The sequence below is a fragment of the Rossellomorea marisflavi genome, from assembly GCF_009806575.1.
Taxonomy (GTDB): domain Bacteria; phylum Bacillota; class Bacilli; order Bacillales; family Bacillaceae_B; genus Rossellomorea; species Rossellomorea marisflavi_A.
This window is the reverse complement of record NZ_CP047095.1, coordinates 16701-35000: the sequence shown is the minus strand read 5'-3', so window position 1 is coordinate 35000 and position 18300 is coordinate 16701. Positions and strand designations below refer to the sequence as shown.

Sequence of the window (18300 nt, the reverse complement as noted above, 5' to 3'; positions counted from 1 at the left end):
TCAGTATATCACAAACCCCCTTCTATTTAACTGAATATTTAAACTATTTAAAGGCGGCAGGGAACAGTCTTCCTTTCTCGAATGTGTGTGGAGAAAGGGGATGGAAGAGATGGATGAACAAGTACATGCCATACAGGATGAGTACGCGGAAGATTTTGCGTGGTGCTACGGTTGCGGGCACCTGAATGAAGAAGGCCATAAGTTCAGGACCGGTGTGGAGGGAGAGAAGACGGTTACGGTGTATACGCCTGAACGAAAACACACGGCGATACCCGGTTTTGTGTATGGAGGGGTGATCGCCTCCCTCATCGATTGCCATGGGACGGGATCTGCTGCTATCGCCCTGCATCAGAAGAACGGAGGGACGATCGGGGACGGGACCGCTCCTCCTCGTTTCGTGACGGCTTCTTTGTCTGTTGATTTCATGAAGCCGACGCCTCAGGACATTCCGTTAAAGGCGGTCGGGACCGTACATGAAATCCACCCTAAGAAATTCAGGGTGGAAACAGAAGTATTCGCTGACGGCAAGCTTTGTGCCAAAGGGGAAGTGATTGCCGTCGTCATGCCTGCGTCATTCGGTGGATAATCAAAAAGCCGCCTGCTCCATTCGGAGCAGGCGGCTTTTCTTATAAGACCCACATCTGAATGACCGTCAGCCCTACGACTCCTGGAATCCCAAGGATACCTGAGATGGAAGAGGTGGCAAGGTTGATCGGGACGTGGATGCCGTATTTACTGCCGAACGCATTCAAGAAAAACAGAAACAATGCGCCGATCATCACTTTAATGGCGACTTGTCCCACAAATCGCAGCGGCTTGATCGGAACTCCCGTGGCAAGCAGGAGGATGATCAATCCACTGATGGCTGCAATGACGATGACAGGGCTCATACCTTATCTCCTTTCTAAAGAACGATTCGTCCTGTTATAGAAAGGATATGAAGGTTGTCTACCTTTTTATGACGATGTTTCGATGTTTCGCTTCCCTGAACAGAAAAAAATATTTCGCTTCTGCAATTTTCGTATGACATTGGGCGCCAAGGCTGTAGTCGACGCTCATTTCGTCGATGGACTGCTGTCGATTCCACTGATCCTTCATTTCATCCAAAACGTTCAACAAGGATTGGTCATACTCTTTTTTCAGCTTACCCTTCTTTCTGAAAAACAATGGGCTCCACTCCTTCTAGACGTCTCTTCTTCCCTCGAGGGCTTTGGATAGGGTGACTTCATCCGCATACTCCAGATCTCCACCGACCGGGAGTCCGTGTGCGATCCGGGTAATGCGGATACCTGAAGGTTTGACGAGCCTGGAGATGTACATGGCCGTCGCTTCCCCTTCGATGTTGGGATTCGTGGCAAGGATGACCTCCTGGATGACATCGTCTTGAAGACGTTTGATCAGGTCCGGCACATTGATGTCTTCCGGTCCGATCCCGTCCATTGGGGAAATGGCACCGTGAAGCACATGATAAAGGCCGTTGTACTCTCTCATCTTCTCCATGGCGATGACGTCCTTCGGATCCTGCACGACACATAGGATGCTCCTGTCCCTCCGCTGGTCCTCACAGATATAGCAGGGATCCTGGTCGGTGATATGACCGCAGACGGAGCAGTAGCTGAGGTTCCGCTTCGCGTTTACGAGTGCTTTCGCAAAATCGAGTACGGTGTCCTCCTTCATACTAAGAACAAAAAAAGCCAGACGGGCCGCAGTTTTCGGCCCGATCCCCGGCAATTTCATAAAGCTGTCGATCAGCTTTGATATAGGCTCAGGATAGTGCATCGGTTAGCCTCCTAGAACATGCCCGGCAGGTTCATTCCTTTTGTGAATTGACCCATCGTGGAGTTCGTTAATTCTTCTGCCTTTTTAAGGGCGTCGTTCGTCGCAGCAAGAACTAGATCTTGCAGCATATCGATATCTTCCGGATCTACGACTTCTTCGTTGATTTTTACGTCAAGGACCTGTTTGTGCCCTGAAACGATGACAGTGACCATACCGCCGCCTGCTGTTCCTTCGATTTGCTTTTCACCGAGTTCTTCCTGTGCTTCGGCCATCTTCTTCTGCATTTTTTGCATTTGCTTCATCATATTTTGCATATTACCCATTCCACGCATGTTCATTACCTCCATAAAATGTTTTGGATGACTCAATCATTGACTTCCATTAAATCGGGGCCGACCAATTTTTCCGCTTCGGTCAGCAGGCTGTCTTCTTCTTTGTCGGGACCTTCCTGATCACTTGATTTCGAGTGACGGATGAAATCTTCCCGGATGGCCGTCCACTGGTCTTCCGGCACTCCTATGGCTGCATAGCTGCTTCCGGTCAATTCTTCAAGGATCGAAGAAATGGCAGAGGTGAATGCATGGTTCTCCATGGCCATCTGACAGTGGATATCATACTTGAATTTTAACACAAACGAGCCGCTTGTTGCCGCCACCGGTTCCGCATCATTGAGAAGGGCGGACTGAGAGCGCATCTGACGCTGATTGAGGGTTTCGACCATATCCCCCACCGGCTCTTGATCTTGTTCAGGTCTTCTTTGGTGGCTGACTTCAGCACTTCCTGGATCTGTCCTGCAGGAACACGGAACCCTTTTTTGGCCCTGACCGGTTTCTTGGCCGCTTGAGGGGCACTTGCTTCCCCTTGGATCGCAACACCGTTTTGCTTAAGCTGTTCCAGTTCTCTTTCCAACTTGCCGATCTTCTTCATCATCTCTTCGACTTCGGGAGATCCCGACGCCTTGGGCGCATCCATCTGACAGAGCTTCACAATGGAGACTTCCAGATAGATCCGGGCATGGTTGGTGAATTTCATCTCCTGCCCCGCCTGATTCAGCACGTCGATATACTGATAGATCTGATGCGGCTCGATCTGTCCGGCTAGCTCCTTGAATTCCTCGTCGAGCATCACCCGCTCGAGTGATTCCTCAAGGTTCGGGGCCGTTTGGTGAAGGAGCATATCCCGGAAGTACAGGATGAAGTCTTCTGCGAAGCGGGCCGGATCCTTCCCTTGGAAAAGAAGTTCCTCAAGGGCACCGAGGGCCGTCGCGACATCCCTCTCCATGATGGCCCTGCCGAGGCGGTTCAGGTAATCCTGAGAGACGGCACCCGTCACCGTGAGGGCGTCATCGACCGTCACCTGATCCTGACTGAAGGAAATGGCCTGATCGAGGAGACTCAGGGCATCACGCATACCGCCTTCCGCTGCGCGCGCGATGATGTTCATGGCGTTCTCTTCATACTGGACACCGGACTCCGTGGCGATATGGCTCATCCTGCCCACGATATCCTTTGCCGTAATCCTTCTGAAGTCGAAGCGCTGACATCTCGAAATGATCGTCAGCGGGATTTTGTGGGGCTCGGTGGTGGCCAGGATAAAGATGACATGCTTCGGTGGTTCCTCCAGCGTTTTCAACAGGGCGTTGAAGGCACCGATCGACAGCATGTGGACTTCATCGATGATATATACTTTATAGTCGACGACGTTCGGTGAATACTTCACCTTGTCGCGGATATCCCTGATTTCTTCCACGCCATTATTGGACGCGGCATCGATTTCGATCACATCGGGGATGGATCCATCGGTGATCCCTTTGCAGGCATCGCATTCATTGCAAGGCTCCGCTACGGGAGATCGTTCACAGTTGACGGCTTTTGCCAGAATCTTGGCAGCACTCGTCTTTCCTGTTCCACGCGGTCCGGAGAAGAGGTAGGCATGGGAGATCTTCTGTTGAAGGAGAGCATTCTGCAACGTTTTCGTCACATGCTGCTGCCCGACGACATCGATGAACGATTGCGGCCGCCACACACGATATAATGCTTGATATGCCAAGATACTCCCCCTCTTATGTATATTCTATCCTGTCTATTATAACGAGTTTGAAATGGTTTTACAAAGGAATCCCGGACCAAAAAGCATCCGGGCCTTCATAAACAAAAAACCCATCCGTTCCGGGATGAGTTGTTGTATATGTAAATAACTGCCGTGCACCTTTCGTCGACGAGCATCCATAGGCGTTACTTAAGTAGTTAGCTCAGCCCAGGCAGCCCCGCGGCACATGGAAGCTTCCACTTAATGCTGCTTCCTTCCGGACCTGACATGGTTCATGGATTTCCATTGCGCAGGACCCAGACGTCGACACCACTTGCTTAAGGCAGACCCTACAGAGTGCAAGCCTCAGAAAGGAATTCAGTCTCGCTAGAGCGGATTGCGAGTACAGGACACCGCTACCTTCCCACCTAGCACGGCAAAATTGATACCACTATTCAGTTGCGGCGCAAAAGAGCGACGCAAGATTAAGTATACTAGCATTCAAGGTAAAAAGCAACGGATGGGTGATGTAAATTATTTGAATTTCTTCTCCGCTTTCTTCCTTGCCCTTAAATCCCTGAAGAAAGCAGAAAGCATTCCTCCGCACTCCTTTTCCATCACACCCGGCACCACCACACATTGATGATTGAACCGTTCGTCATCGAGCAGGTTCATGAGGGTTCCGGCACAGCCCGCCTTCGGATCCTTCGCTCCATAGATCACCTTTTCCACCCTGGAGAGGATGATGGCTCCCGAACACATCGGACAGGGCTCCAATGTCACATAAAGCTCCGCTCCTTCCAACCTCCATGTCCCCATATGCTCGCACGCTTCCTGGATGGCGAGCATTTCTGCATGTGTGACGGCGTTCTGTGTCGTCTCCCGCAGATTATGGCCCCTCCCGATGATCTCGTCTCCAAGGACCACCACCGCACCGATGGGCACCTCTTGGATCGCAGCCGCTTTTTCCGCTTCTTTGAGGGCTTCTATCATAAACCGTTCGTCTCTTGTCATAATCGCATGCTCCTGATCACGTAATGGCTTCATTGTACTAAATATCTAGCGGGTATGGAAAGGGTATGTCCACCGGTGCTCATAAAATCCTTCCATTCATACAGACTAAAGAAGAAAGGTGATGATGAAATGAATACAAATGACACCGCCCTCCTGATCATCGACGTACTGAATCCCTTCGACTTCACATACGGCGAGACCCTTGCCGCCCATACGCGGACCATCGTACCCCCTCTATTGAAGATCCGTACTCACTGCAGGGATCGGGGGTCCCGGTCATCTACATCAATGACCACTATAAGCTGTGGAAGGCCGATTACCATAAGATCTATCAAACATGCCATAACGAGAGAAGCGATGACATCATGACGCCCCTGAAACCGGGGGACGATGATTATTTCCTCATTAAACCGAAGCATTCCGCCTTCTACGGGACCGCCCTGAATACCTTGCTCCATCAGCTTTCGGTCAAAACACTGATCCTTACCGGCATTGCAGGCAACATCTGTGTCCTGTTCACGGCAAATGATGCCTATATGAGGGAATTCAAGCTGATCGTCCCATCTGATGCCATCGCCTCGGTGAGCGAAGAAGATAATCGCTATGCCCTCACGATGATGGAGAACGTCCTAAAAGCCACCGTTGCCCCTACAGAAAATCTACTTGGCTCATCATAACTTCCTCCCTCCCCTCATAGAATCCCTATAGCGGATATATAAATGGGAGGGGAAAGCATGCAGATCCATGTCGTACAGCCGAATCAATCCCTGTCTGGCATCGCCCAGGCTTACGGTACAACCGTTAAAGATATCGTGGAGGCCAATGAGCTGCCGAATCCGAATAATCTTGTCGTCGGTCAGGCTCTGGTCATCCCGATCATCGGGAGTTTCTATTATATACAACCCAGGGACAGCTTATGGCTGGTCTCTCAGAAAACCGGCATTCCCTATCAGGAGATTGCCAAAGCGAACGGCATCACCCCGAATCAACAGCTACAGGTCGGGTATCGTCTCTATATCCCACCCCGCCCAAGACCAAGGGAGAATTCAATGCGTATGTAGAGCCCTACGGAAAAGAAGTCGCACCGAATCTTGAGGAAAGTGCAAAGGAGGCTGCCCCTTACCTGACCTATCTTGCTCCTTTCAGCTTCCAGGCCCAAAGGGACGGTACGCTGAAGGAGCCTCCCCTCGGGAATCTGATCCAGACCGGCAAGAATAATAACAACGTCATGATGATGGCCATAACCAACCAGGAAGAAGGTGCCTTCAGTGATGAGCTCGGGCGAATCCTCCTGAATGACCAGGCCATCCAGAATACCTTCCTGGATAACGTCGTCAAGACCGCCAAGAAATATGGATTCCGGGATATCCATTTCGACTTTGAATACCTTCGTCCTCAGGACCGGGATGCCTATAACCAGTTCCTCAGAAAAGCAAAGGCGCGTTTCAATCAAGAAGGCTGGCTTCTCTCCACGGCACTCGCCCCGAAGACGAGTGCCGACCAGAAAGGGAAATGGTATGAAGCCCATGATTACAAAACCCAGGGGGAAATCGTTGATTTCGTCGTCATCATGACGTATGAGTGGGGCTACAGCGGCGGTCCGGCCATGGCGGTATCCCCCATCGGCCCGGTGAGGGATGTACTTGAATATGCTGTTTCGGAAATGCCTTCCAGCAAGATACTCATGGGGCAAAACCTGTACGGATATGATTGGACCCTTCCGTTCAAGCCGGGAACCACAGCCAAAGCACTCAGTCCCCAGCAGGCGATCCAGCTTGCCTCACAGAATAACGTCAGGATCCAATATGATGAAAAAGCCCAGGCCCCTTTCTTTAAATACAAAGCATCCGACGGCACCGATCATGAAGTCTGGTTTGAAGATGCAAGGAGCATCAATGCGAAATTCGATCTGCTGAAAGAATTGAAGCTCAGGGGGATGAGCTACTGGAAGCTGGGCCTTTCCTTCCCGCAAAACTGGCTCCTTCTTAGCGATCGGTTCGACATCACCAAGCGATAAGGACGGGTGCCCGAGGGCACCCGCTTTTTTTCTGGAAAAGTTTATGCAAAATAAGCTGAACACACCTTCAGGCGATTATGATACAATAAATCCTGTCGAAAAATACCGTCATATTTTGAGGAGGACACACGTAATGGGGCCGATTCCGTTCATAACCGTCGAAGGTCCGATTGGTGTAGGAAAGACCTCTCTTGCCAAGGCGATATCCGAGCATTTTCAATTCCATCTGCTCCGGGAGATCGTCGACGAAAATCCATTCCTGGACAAGTTTTATGATGATATCGAGGAGTGGAGCTTTCAAACGGAGATGTTTTTCTTATGCAATCGATATAAACAGCTTGAAGATATCGAAAAGCATTACCTGTCACAGGAGAAATCCGTTGTGGCCGATTACCATATCCTGAAGAATATTGTGTTTGCGAAGCGTACATTGAAGGACGCGCAGCAATTTGATAAGTACTTAAAGATCTATGACATCCTGACGGCAGATATGCCGAGACCGAATGTGATCATTTACTTGAACGCCGGTCTCGATACACTACTCAGCAGGATCGAGAAACGCGGACGGGACTTCGAGAAGAAGATCAGCCCGCTCTACTTGAAACAGCTGTCACTGGATTATGATGAATATATGGAAGCATTCGAGGAAAAGCATCCCGATATCCCTGTCCTTCGCTTTAACGGCGATGAGATCGATTTCGTCCAGCGGCAGGATGACTTGGAGCTTATCCTGAAGCAGCTTGAGACGACACTTAAAGAAGGAGTCCACCACCATGAATCTTCGAACTAAATATGGCATACCGAACAATGCCGTCATCACAATCGCAGGAACCGTCGGGGTCGGAAAATCCACGATGACCAACGGACTGGCGGAAGCATTGGGGTTCAGGACGTCATTTGAAAAAGTCGACACGAATCCTTATCTGGACAAGTTCTATAAAGATTTCAAGAGCTGGAGCTTCCACCTTCAAGTGTACTTCCTTGCCGAACGCTTCAAGGAGCAAAAGAGGATCTTCGAATACGGGGGCGGCTTCATCCAGGACCGCTCCATCTATGAAGACACGGGCATTTTCGCGAAAATGCATCATGAAAAAGGCACGATGAGCGATACCGACTATGAAACGTACACAAGTCTCTTCGACGCCATGGTCATGACGCCTTACTTCCCGCATCCTGATCTTCTCATCTACCTGGAGGGATCCCTCGGTCATATCATCGACCGGATCCGAGAGCGCGGTCGTCCGATGGAGCAGGAAACGCCGGTCGAATACTGGGAAGAGATGCACGAACGCTATGAAAACTGGATCAACAACTTCAACGCCTGTCCGGTCCTGCGCCTTGACATCAGGGAATATGATCTTGTGAAGGATGCCGGTTCCATTGAACCGATCATCGAACGCATCGCCTACTTCATCGAACAGACACGGATGTTGAAGAACTGAGATGGCATACTAAAACCGCCTGGAGCTTTCCAGGCGGTTTTGTTGTTCAAAGCATATCAGTTACTGATCACAAGGATTTTCTGATACAGTAGACACGGTAAACGAAAGGAGAAATCATCATGAATCAATCCCTATACAGTCAGTTCCAGCTGACAAGAGCCCAGCTCCTCAATGAAATCAAAGACCTGAAGGCAGACGTCATCGACGTGCAGCCGGAAGGATTGAACAATACGATCCACTGGCATATCGGACATGTCCTTACTGTCACTGAACAGTTCATGTTCGGTTTTGACAGCCTAGGAAACGTCCTTCCTGCACGCTATGCCGAACTATTCGGCTACGGCTCGAAGCCGGCAGACTGGAGCGGTGATGTCCCTTCAGTCGAAGAACTTTCTTCTCAGCTCCAAGACCAGCTCGTGCGCATCAATGAACTATCCGACGAGCATCTCGCACAGCCCCTTGAACAGCCGTTCCACGGTCTCAAGACATTCGGCGAACTTGCCCACCTCTCCCTCAGCCATGAAAGTCAGCATCTCGGACAGATGCACGCCATCAAGCTGTTGGCAGAACGCACCATTGTCAACGGATAATCTGAAGCCGGTCATATGACCGGCTTTTTTCATGTGATCTTCCTCCGCTTCAGTATGGCTTCCACAATCGGGGCCATCATCCCGATCAATACGACGGGCAGGAACCATTCGAACATCCCCTTTACCCAGCCCATGGCAATCGCAATGGTCTCGAATGCCAACAGTGCAAATACCAGCACACAAGTATTCTTCATCACATTCAGCATCTGCCGGCTATTCAGGTAGAACGCCCTTGCATTGGATTCATTCAGCCTTTCCGGGTAATTATGAACCTCCGGGAACTTCTCCAACACGTGAAAGGATAATCCCAGCATGAGTCCGATCGCCGGGAGGATGAGCAGCTCATACTTTGATCCCCAACGTGTGATTTCCGTCAGATTATAGTGGGCCGGTACCCGGTCAGGAAGCGACGTCCAGGTTATGACGAGCAAACCGATCATCCCCGCATAACTGCCGGCACCCACCAGATCCCAAAGTTTCTCCCTGGTTGTCTTCGGTATTGAAAGTTTCGGTCGATTTCCAGCCATGCAAACCCCGCCTTTCTTACTATTTCTTACGATTTTACGTTCTCGAGGTTTCAAATAATGGAAAAGAAATCGTTTACGGATAACGGTACGGAGGTATACAAGACTAAAGGATATTAGATTAAAGGAGGAAGAAGATGGAAGAAAAAATGACGTATTATGTTGATATCAATAGCGGGGACGTGACGCCTGAAGCGGAACAGAACCACAGCCCGAGCTTCAGGATCTTTGCCACACCAGAGCAGGTGGAAGAGCTCAAGCTCATGTTCGAGCAGAACGACGCAGACGCAATGAGTACAATGAGGCGTGCACAGGTACCGTTCCGTCAGTATCATAATTCCCCCGAGGACGACCGCTATGACGAGTCCATGAGGCAGATTTACGGGAAGATCTTCGAGCTTGGAGACGAGGAAGCAAAGCGTCATATCGTAGAGAACGGAATCCTCGAGAGCAAGCATAACCCGAACCTACGGGAGGATATTGAAAACCTTAAGTAAGTGAGTGTAAAAAAAAGACTGCTACTTCATAAGAAGTAACAGTCTCTATCTCCAATGTTTATGCGCATCGGTTAATATTAAAATCAATGGAGGAGGAAGGGGGATTCGAACCCCCGCGGGCTTTGACACCCCTGTCGGTTTTCAAGACCGATCCCTTCAGCCGGACTTGGGTATTCCTCCGTATCGACAAGAATTATAATACCATGACTGAATTCCCGAGTCAATAAGAACTTTCATTTTTTTATAAAAAGGTGCTGCAGCTGCTTATTCCGCAGCCGCAGCACCTTTTTGCCCTTATCCTTTGATGACTTCTAGGCCGCCCATATATGGACGAAGCACTTCAGGAACGATGACCGTACCATCTTCCTGCTGATAGTTCTCAAGGATCGCCGCCACGGTACGTCCGATGGCAAGTCCAGAACCGTTCAGCGTGTGAAGATGTTCAGGCTTCGCATTCGTTTCCCTTCTGAAGCGGATGTTTGCACGGCGTGCCTGGAATCCTTCAAAGTTACTGCAAGAAGAGATTTCACGGTACGTGCCATAGCTTGGGATCCATACTTCAAGATCGTATTTCTTCGCTGCCGTGAAGCCCAGATCCGCTGTACACATAGAGAGCACGCGGTAAGGAAGACCTAGGAGCTGAAGCACCTTCTCTGCATGACCTGTCAGTTTCTCGAGCTCATCATAAGAATCCTCTGGTTTGACGAAACGGACCAGCTCGACTTTGTTGAACTGATGCTGGCGGATCAGCCCACGCGTGTCGCGTCCGGCAGAACCTGCTTCAGAACGGAAGTTGGCGCTGTATGCCACATAGCTCAGTGGAAGATCGTCCCCTTTGATGATTTCATCACGGTGGTAGTTCGTCACGGGAACCTCAGCCGTCGGTACGAGGAAGTAATCTTCACTTTCGATGCGGAATGCATCCTCTTCGAATTTAGGAAGCTGACCGGTACCCGTCATGCTGGCACGGTTCACGAGGTATGGCGGAAGCATTTCCGTGTAGCCATGCTCATCCATGTGAAGGTCCATCATGAAGTTGATCAACGCACGTTCGAGACGCGCACCCATACCCTTGTAGAAAACAAAGCGGCTTCCGGTTACTTTGGCAGCCCGTTCAAAGTCAAGGATATCAAGCCCAGTTGCGACATCCCAGTGAGGCTTCGCTTCAAAATTGAACTCTCTGATCTCTCCCCATTTTCGTGCTTCTACGTTGTCATCTTCCGTTTCTCCCACCGGCACAGACTCATGAGGTATATTCGGGATCGCCATAAGGATGCGGTCAAGCTCTTCCTCCACACCTCTTAATTCATCATCGAGCGTCTTGACCTGTGCACCGACTTCACGCATTTCCACGATGAGGTCCTGTGCATCCTGCTTTTCTTTTTTCAATTTCGCGATTTGTTGGGAAACGTCGTTCCTCTTGCTCTTCAGGTCTTCGGTTTCAACAAGGAGTTCCCTTCTGCGCTTATCAAGCTCTTCGAATTTACCGAAGTCTTCTAGGTCTTCTCCCCTGTGTTGAAGACGCGCTTTTACATCTTCCAGATTGTTTCTCAAGTACTTAATGTCCAACATAGCTCTTCCTCCTTTAAAATGACACTCCCAAAAACGATAAAAAACCCCCATCCCTGGTAAAAGGGACGGAGGTTTCCGCGTTGCCACCCTAATTGAAGACAGATGACTGCCTTCCTCTTAGAGATGGTAACGGAATCACCGAAAATACTTACTTCATTCAGTACTTCACTCGAGGATGGATTCATAAAGGCCTTGTATCGGTTCGCACCAGCCACCGACTCTCTTGATCAAGCTTCCCTTACTACTAGCTCCTGTCATCGATTTAATTGTGTATTGGTTATAACATAATCTACTACAATGATTTCCGATTTGCAAGTGGATTATGCCAATGACTTTTCAAGACTTTCTTCTACCATCTTCACGAAATACTGTGTGAGACGATGGTCATCGGTCAGTTCCGGGTGGAATGAACATCCCAGGAACTGGCCGTGGCGGGCAAGGACGATCCGCCCATCATGCTCTGCCAGGATCTCCACTTCTTTCCCAGCCTCGACGATATGGGGTGCCCTGATGAAGACCGCATTGAACGCTTCCCCCACATGGGTGATCGTCAGGTCAGCTTCGAAGCTTTCCTTCTGCCGGCCGAAGGAATTTCGCTCCACCGTGACATCCATGACGCCAAGATGGGGCTCATCGTATCCCACAAGCTGCTTCGCCAGCAGGATCAGGCCCGCACACGTTCCGAACATCGGCTTCCCGGCAGAAGCAAATTCCCTTAACGGCTCCATGAAGCCGTAGCGGTCGATGAGTCTCCTCATCGTCGTACTTTCTCCTCCAGGCATGATGAGCCCGTCCACTTCCCCAAGCTGCTCTACTCTTTTGATGACCAGGGCCTCAGCACCCGATGCTTCAATCGACCGGATGTGTTCCCTTACTGCCCCCTGAAGGCCGAGTACACCTATCTTCGTCATGGCTGATTACCACCCGCGGTCCTGCATGCGGTTTTCTGGAAGGATCGATGCAATTTCGACGCCTTTCATGGCAACTCCAAGCTCTTTCGAAAGATCGGCGATCAGCTTGTAGTCCTGGTAGTGAGTCGTCGCTTCCACGATTGCTTTGGCGAATTTCTCAGGGTTCTCGGACTTGAAGATACCTGAACCAACGAATACTCCGTCTGCTCCAAGTTCCATCATAAGGGCTGCATCGGCTGGAGTCGCCACACCGCCTGCTGCGAAGTTCACCACTGGAAGACGGCCGTTCTCTTTGATCTCAAGCAGTAGTTCGAACGGTGCGCCAAGGAGTTTAGCTTCCGTCATGATTTCATCTTCATTCATGGAGACAAGCTTGCGTACCTGCGCATTCACTTTACGGATATGGCGGACGGCTTCGACGATGTTACCCGTTCCCGGCTCGCCCTTTGTACGAAGCATGGATGCTCCTTCGCCGATGCGTCGTGCTGCTTCTCCAAGATCACGGCAACCACATACGAATGGAACCGTGTAATCACGCTTATTCAAATGGTATTCTTCATCAGCCGGTGTCAGTACTTCACTCTCATCGATGTAATCGACGCCCATTGATTCCAATACTTTCGCTTCTACGATGTGACCGATACGCGCTTTTGCCATGACCGGGATCGAAACCGCCCCCATGACTTCTTCTACGATGCGCGGGTCAGCCATACGGGCAACTCCGCCGGCTGCACGGATATCTGCAGGCACTCGCTCCAATGCCATGACGGCAACGGCTCCGGCCTCTTCTGCAATCTTCGCTTGTTCTGCATTGACAACGTCCATGATGACGCCGCCTTTTTGCATTTCTGCCATTCCTCGCTTAACTCGATCTGTACCAGTTCTCATGTATGTAGCCCCCTTGTGTTTTCCAGGGATGTCCCGCATGAAATGAAGAAATCGGACTATACCCATCGGATTGAATATTGTTGCTCTACTGCTTAATAAACAATAAATTCACACTTCTGTCAAGGTTGCCTGCGGGCATATCGGCCCAAGGTCACCCTGCCAATATTTATAAAAAAAACACCAGGCTTCCGTAAAACCTGATGTTTTTCCTAGCAAGAATCAGAACCAGCCCTTGACCGTAGAAGTCACGGAGCCCCAGATGTCGCTGAAGAAGCCGCCAACTGCTCTCATGGAGAGGATGAACCAGTTTGCTTTTTCTACGCCATCTGCCGTTACAACAGCTGCTTTTGAACTGCCGCCCTTGTCTGTGAGATACCCGAGACCGTCATCAGATTTCACTGTGACATAGCCGATGGTTTCTCCTTTTTTAACAGGGGCTTGCAGTTTACCGTCTTCATTCAATTTTTTCTTATCCACTTCAAACTGAGGATTGAATTTCTTATCCGCATCGCTCTTCAGTACCATTTGAAGCGGGTCTTTCGTGTGGATCTTAACGTCCTTCTCTTTTCCTTTTACTACTGGCATCGTCTTGTGGCCCTTAATTTCATAATTGGCAGGGTAGACTTCTTCCAATGTATAGTTGTTGAAGGCGTAATCGAGCAGTTTACGTGTTTCGTTGAAGCGTGCGTCATAGGAATTTTCACCTGAAGGAACATTGACGTCCATCACAACCGAGATGAATCGGATGCCGTCGCGCTCAGCCGTTCCTGTGAAGTTGGCTCCTGCGAAATCCGTTGTACCGGTCTTTAGCCCGTCCATTCCTTCGTATTCACGAATAAGTCCCGGAAGCATCCAGTTCCAGTTAGACATATTCGTAGGATCTCCGCCCTTATCGAACACTTTCTTTGGAATACTTGATGTTTCAAGTATTTCAGGATGATCCTTCAGGAGACGATAGGCAAGAGTGGCCATATCTTTTGCCGACATGACATTTTCTTCATCTGGCTCTCCGACAATTGAATCAAAATATTGAGATAGGTCCGCATTATTGAGACCTGTAGAGTTTACAAATTTATAATGTTCCAAGCCCAATTCTTTGGCTTTTGCATTCATCATTTCGACAAATTTCGCTTCTGATCCTGCAATGGTTTCCGCGATCCCCATGGTAGCCGCATTGGCTGAATAAATCGCCATGGCTTCATAGAGTTCTTTCACCGTGTAGCTTCTGCCCACTTCGAGGGAAACATTGCTAAGCCCCGTATTATGGGACATTTTAGAAATGTTCATTGGCACTTCGTATGTTTGATCCCATTTTACTTTTCCGTCTTGAATAGCTTCTAGCAACAGATATTCTGTCATCATTTTTGTCATACTTGCAATGCCTTGTGCATTGTCTGCGTTCTTTTCATAGAGAATTTTGCCCGTACTCGCTTCTACCAGGATTGCCGCCTTCGCTTTAACATCCAGATCGTCCTGGGCTGCACTGGCAGGCTTTTGGACAAGGCCCATCGCCAACATTAATACCATCATACAAACAACAGATTTTTGAATCCAACTTCTTTTCACTATTAGCCCTCCAAGATTTTATGTACACCTTCGTTATTTTAACATAGTTCAAATGGTTAGAATAGATAGAGAATATTACTAGTTTTCAGTTAGGTCAGGGGATGCAAGCCCTTGGATACATATTATTTCCAATAATAAAAAAAGCTGGCTAAGATAGCCAGCTTTTCATTATAGTGCGGATTCTGCCGGTACGGCCGGCGAGAAAAATTATATTAAGATAAAGAATAGTTAGGTGCTTCTTTCGTGATCTGAACGTCATGCGGATGGCTCTCGCGTAGGCCCGCGCCAGTCATGCGCGTGAACTGTGCATGCTCGCGTAGATCATGGAGATCCTTCGTGCCGCAGTAGCCCATTCCTGAACGGAGACCACCGATCAATTGATACAATGTGTCGGCAAGAGGGCCTTTGTAAGGGAGACGGCCTTCGATGCCTTCTGGAACGAATTTCTTTGCTTCTTCCTGGAAATAACGATCTTTAGACCCTTTTTCCATGGAGCTGACAGAACCCATCCCTCTGTATACTTTGAAGCGACGGCCTTGGAAGATTTCAGTTTCCCCAGGGCTTTCTGTCGTACCTGCAAGGAGGCTTCCGAGCATGACGGCATGTCCACCGGATGCCAATGCTTTGACAACGTCTCCTGAGTACTTGATTCCGCCGTCTGCAATGATGGCTTTACCGTGCTTGCGTGCTTCCGTCGCACAGTCATAAATGGCTGTGATCTGGGGAACACCGACACCGGCTACGACACGGGTCGTACAGATGGAGCCTGGTCCGATTCCCACCTTCACCACATCGGCTCCGGCTTCGATCAAATCTCTTGTTCCTTCAGCTGTAGCCACGTTACCGGCTACGATATTCAATGTCGGATAAGCATTTCGGATATCACTTACGATAGAAAGGACGCCTGCAGAGTGACCGTGAGCTGTATCGATGACGATGATATCGACTCCGGCTTTAACCAGATGCTCGACGCGTACCATGGTGTCCTTTGAAATTCCTACTGCCGCCCCAACGAGAAGGCGTCCTTGTTGGTCTTTGGCAGAGTTCGGGAATTCGATGACCTTCTCGATATCCTTGATGGTGATAAGGCCTTTCAACGTACCCTCTCCATCGATGAGTGGGAGCTTTTCAATCTTATGCTGCTGAAGGATTTTTTCGGCTTCTTCCAGCGTCGTGCCTACAGGTGCTGTCACAAGATCTTCTTTCGTCATGACATCAGAGATGAGGATCGAATAATCCTGAATGAAACGGAGGTCGCGGTTGGTCAGGATCCCAACAAGTTTTTGTTCCTCTGCGTTGTTGACGATCGGAACACCGGAAATTCTATATTTGCCCATCAAGTGTTCGGCTGCGAAGACTTGATTGTCTGGAGTAAGGAAGAACGGATCGGTGATGACTCCACTCTCAGAGCGTTTTACCTTATCGACTTGCTCAGCCTGCTGTTCGATGCTCATGTTCTTGTGGATGACACCAAGGCCACCTTGACGTGCCATGGCGATGGCCATCTCTGCTTCTGTGACCGTATCCATACCGGCACTGATGATCGGGACGTTCAGTTTCACTGTATCCGTAAGTGCAACGGAAATGTTCACATCTTTCGGCAACACCTCTGAACGAGCCGGTGTCAATAGCACATCATCAAACGTTAAACCTTCTTTAGCAAATTTAGATTCCCACATAATTTTGGCCTCCCTATCCGAAAATATTATTAGTAGGTTATCAATTGGGCAAAATACTGTCAAGAACTATAGGATTAGTTTAACTATTCAGATTAATCGGGGGTTGTACATTTGCGTGATATCAGGCACTGGAGGGACTTCCTCCACTATTTCCAATCGGCTTCCTACACACAGAAATTCCTGAGCCGATGCTATCGTTCCATGCCCGGATCCGATGTCAAAAGCTATGATAATTGCTACCCCTTCATGTATTATCTCGAACAAGGGGAGATCTATTATAAACAGGCAGAAGATTCGCCGCTGTCGATTAGACCGATCCTTCTTTTTTACGGCTTCATCCATTTCATCAAGGCGGTCGTGCTCACGACAGATCCGAACTACCCGGAAACCACCACCGTCCTCGCCCACGGGATCACGTCCCGGAAAAGGAAGAAACAGCAGTACCGATTCCTGCACGATGAAGTGAAGATCCAGAAGAACGGACTCTTCAATCATTTTTCATCCCTCCACTTCGATCTCAAGCATCTGGAAGGGGAAAAATATAAGATGGAAGACCTCCTGGACCAGATCCCGGAAATGGCCGATTCCTTTAAGATCCTCACGAAGAAGACGACCATGTTCCCTTTTTCCGAAGGAAGGCTTGCAATCGATGATTGCATGCTTAGCCATTTCCACTGGACACCCAATGCTTTCCGTCAGCACCACGCATCCTTACCGGAAGGAATCCACTGGGAAGGGCAGGACACCCTTTCCACTACCCTGAGGAATGAAGCCCTTCCGTTCAGGTGGGACCGTCAGGAACGGAAGCTCGCCTTGCCTGCGATCAGGAATGAAGCCAGCTCACTGCCTGAGGTTCTGATACACTATGCCATCTTGTACAATCTCAGCATGATTGCCCGCTATGAAACCGAGTGGTGGATGGAACTCTTAAAAAACCGGACGACCGAAGACTACCCGTTTATCCTCGCCTTCATCACCCTAACCACTGAAAAAGGCCCTTCCCTATTAGGGGAACTACTTGAAAACAAAATGAAGCAGGAGATGGAATGACCCTCTCCTGCCTGCACCTATTGCTGAAGCAATTTCACAATATCATCTTCGATTTTACGCGGATTGGTCTGAGGCGAATAGCGATCGTACACTTCCCCGTCTTTGGAAATGAGGAACTTCGTGAAATTCCACTTGATATCGGAAAGAAGAAGGCCCTTCTTTTCCTTCGTCAAATACTTGAATAGTGGATGGGCATCCTTCCCCTTCACATCCACCTTCGCAAACATCGGGAACGATACCCCATAGTTCACCTGACAGAACTCCAGAATCTCATCCTGATTATCAAACTCCTGATTCATGAACTGATCACATGGGAAGCCAAGGACAACAAGCCCCTGCTCCTTATACTCTTCGTACAGACCCTGCAGCTCCTTGAATTGAGGCGTGAATCCGCACTTACTCGCCGTATTCACGATCAGCATCACCTTGCCTTCATACTCTTCAAGGGCCACATCCGAACCATCTGATTTTTTTACCGTCAAATCATATAGTGAAGAAATCATACTATCTCTCCTTTTTCACATTTACGTAATTTAATCATACTCATTGAGGGGGCGGAAGGCAATTTTGGAGATGTGTGAAGTAGTGTTGGGACAAGGTTCTGCTCTTTTAACAGGTCCCGTTGGGTTTGTACAGAGACAAAGCGTCAAGTTCTGGGTTTTTTTGGATGTTACGAAGGTTTTTTTGTAGGTAGGTTGGTGGCTGGGCTATTGGTTTTTTCGGGCAGATGACTCTACTTGGTT

18 protein-coding genes, 1 tRNA gene, 1 other RNA gene, 3 pseudogenes and 1 other annotated feature are annotated in these 18300 nt (G+C 49.3%); of the genes and pseudogenes, 8 read left to right on the top strand and 15 right to left on the bottom strand.

Translation table 11 applies throughout. The annotated features are described in order from the left end of the window. Nucleotides 1-100: 100 nt before the first annotated feature. Entirely contained in the window at nt 101-586 is a 486-nt protein-coding gene (locus tag D5E69_RS00180) for a PaaI family thioesterase (RefSeq protein ID WP_414811605.1), read from the top strand. 40 nt (nt 587-626) lie between these two features. Here D5E69_RS00180 and D5E69_RS00175 read toward each other — a convergent pair whose 3' ends face one another. The 7 genes and pseudogenes from D5E69_RS00175 to tadA form a co-directional block, all read right to left on the bottom strand. Next, the gene (locus D5E69_RS00175; RefSeq protein WP_048007497.1) at nt 627-890 is read right to left on the bottom strand and encodes a pro-sigmaK processing inhibitor BofA family protein; all 264 of its coding nucleotides are present in this window, start codon (nt 888-890) and stop codon (nt 627-629) included. A 58-nt stretch (nt 891-948) separates the two neighbouring features. Then, nucleotides 949-1167: a YaaL family protein gene (locus D5E69_RS00170; RefSeq protein WP_048007496.1), complete on the bottom strand. Its 219-nt coding sequence runs from the start codon at nt 1165-1167 to the stop codon at nt 949-951. A 15-nt stretch (nt 1168-1182) separates the two neighbouring features. After that, the gene (gene recR, locus D5E69_RS00165; protein WP_048013171.1) at nt 1183-1779 is read right to left on the bottom strand and encodes a recombination mediator RecR; all 597 of its coding nucleotides are present in this window, start codon (nt 1777-1779) and stop codon (nt 1183-1185) included. 11 nt (nt 1780-1790) lie between these two features. Then, a complete protein-coding gene (locus D5E69_RS00160) occupies nt 1791-2111 on the bottom strand; it encodes a YbaB/EbfC family nucleoid-associated protein (RefSeq protein ID WP_048013172.1) in 321 nt (106 codons plus the stop codon). A 32-nt stretch (nt 2112-2143) separates the two neighbouring features. Next, a pseudogene (dnaX, locus tag D5E69_RS00155) lies at nt 2144-3828 on the bottom strand (DNA polymerase III subunit gamma/tau). 151 nt (nt 3829-3979) lie between these two features. After that, an RNA gene (gene ffs / locus D5E69_RS00150) (signal recognition particle sRNA large type) lies at nt 3980-4244 on the bottom strand. Between the two features lie 97 nt (nt 4245-4341). Then, nucleotides 4342-4821 (bottom strand): tRNA adenosine(34) deaminase TadA, encoded by a 480-nt coding sequence (gene tadA / locus D5E69_RS00145; protein WP_048007492.1) that lies wholly within the window; start codon nt 4819-4821, stop codon nt 4342-4344. Nucleotides 4822-4950: 129 nt separating this feature from the next. On the opposite strand from tadA, the pseudogene D5E69_RS00140 reads away from it, so the two are divergent. The 5 genes and pseudogenes from D5E69_RS00140 (at nt 4951) to D5E69_RS00120 (ending at nt 8870) form a co-directional block, all read left to right on the top strand. Continuing rightward, nucleotides 4951-5498: pseudogene (locus D5E69_RS00140) on the top strand (cysteine hydrolase family protein). Between the two features lie 57 nt (nt 5499-5555). Further along, nucleotides 5556-6838: pseudogene (locus D5E69_RS00135) on the top strand (glycosyl hydrolase family 18 protein). A gap of 133 nt (nt 6839-6971) precedes the next feature. Continuing rightward, nucleotides 6972-7628, top strand: coding sequence for a deoxynucleoside kinase (locus D5E69_RS00130; RefSeq protein WP_048016328.1), 657 nt, complete (start codon nt 6972-6974; stop codon nt 7626-7628). Next, the gene (locus D5E69_RS00125; protein ID WP_048007489.1) at nt 7612-8280 is read left to right on the top strand and encodes a deoxynucleoside kinase; all 669 of its coding nucleotides are present in this window, start codon (nt 7612-7614) and stop codon (nt 8278-8280) included. The genes D5E69_RS00130 and D5E69_RS00125 overlap by 17 nt, the downstream gene beginning before the upstream one ends. 119 nt (nt 8281-8399) lie before the next feature. Further along, nucleotides 8400-8870: a DinB family protein gene (locus D5E69_RS00120; protein WP_159129077.1), complete on the top strand. Its 471-nt coding sequence runs from the start codon at nt 8400-8402 to the stop codon at nt 8868-8870. A 29-nt stretch (nt 8871-8899) separates the two neighbouring features. Here the strand turns inward: D5E69_RS00120 and D5E69_RS00115 are convergent, their stop codons facing one another. Then, nucleotides 8900-9397: a DUF1648 domain-containing protein gene (locus tag D5E69_RS00115; RefSeq protein WP_159129076.1), complete on the bottom strand. Its 498-nt coding sequence runs from the start codon at nt 9395-9397 to the stop codon at nt 8900-8902. Between the two features lie 134 nt (nt 9398-9531). Here D5E69_RS00115 and D5E69_RS00110 point away from each other — a divergent pair, with 134 nt between their 5' ends. Then, nucleotides 9532-9891 (top strand): hypothetical protein, encoded by a 360-nt coding sequence (locus D5E69_RS00110; protein WP_048007486.1) that lies wholly within the window; start codon nt 9532-9534, stop codon nt 9889-9891. 87 nt (nt 9892-9978) lie between these two features. On the opposite strand, the gene D5E69_RS00105 is transcribed toward D5E69_RS00110, so the two are convergent. The 6 genes from D5E69_RS00105 to guaB form a co-directional block, all read right to left on the bottom strand. After that, nucleotides 9979-10071, bottom strand: a tRNA-Ser gene (locus D5E69_RS00105). 114 nt (nt 10072-10185) lie between these two features. Then, complete coding sequence (gene serS / locus D5E69_RS00100; protein WP_048013177.1) at nt 10186-11463, bottom strand: serine--tRNA ligase; 1278 nt, start codon at nt 11461-11463, stop codon at nt 10186-10188. A gap of 58 nt (nt 11464-11521) precedes the next feature. Further along, nucleotides 11522-11730: a binding site (T-box leader), on the bottom strand. Nucleotides 11731-11783: 53 nt separating this feature from the next. Continuing rightward, the gene (pdxT, locus tag D5E69_RS00095; protein ID WP_063191437.1) at nt 11784-12374 is read right to left on the bottom strand and encodes a pyridoxal 5'-phosphate synthase glutaminase subunit PdxT; all 591 of its coding nucleotides are present in this window, start codon (nt 12372-12374) and stop codon (nt 11784-11786) included. A 6-nt stretch (nt 12375-12380) separates the two neighbouring features. After that, nucleotides 12381-13262 carry a pyridoxal 5'-phosphate synthase lyase subunit PdxS gene (gene pdxS, locus D5E69_RS00090; protein ID WP_048007483.1) on the bottom strand — a complete coding sequence of 294 codons (882 nt, stop codon included), beginning with the start codon at nt 13260-13262 and terminating at the stop codon, nt 12381-12383. Nucleotides 13263-13481: 219 nt separating this feature from the next. Then, nucleotides 13482-14792, bottom strand: coding sequence for a D-alanyl-D-alanine carboxypeptidase family protein (locus D5E69_RS00085; protein ID WP_197082255.1), 1311 nt, complete (start codon nt 14790-14792; stop codon nt 13482-13484). A gap of 248 nt (nt 14793-15040) precedes the next feature. Then, nucleotides 15041-16507, bottom strand: coding sequence for an IMP dehydrogenase (gene guaB, locus D5E69_RS00080; RefSeq protein WP_048013179.1), 1467 nt, complete (start codon nt 16505-16507; stop codon nt 15041-15043). 111 nt (nt 16508-16618) lie between these two features. Here guaB and D5E69_RS00075 point away from each other — a divergent pair, with 111 nt between their 5' ends. Next, nucleotides 16619-17557 (top strand): YaaC family protein, encoded by a 939-nt coding sequence (locus D5E69_RS00075; RefSeq protein ID WP_048007480.1) that lies wholly within the window; start codon nt 16619-16621, stop codon nt 17555-17557. Between the two features lie 17 nt (nt 17558-17574). Here D5E69_RS00075 and D5E69_RS00070 read toward each other — a convergent pair whose 3' ends face one another. Then, entirely contained in the window at nt 17575-18057 is a 483-nt protein-coding gene (locus D5E69_RS00070) for a glutathione peroxidase (protein WP_048007499.1), read from the bottom strand. Between the last annotated feature and the right edge of the window lie 243 nt (nt 18058-18300).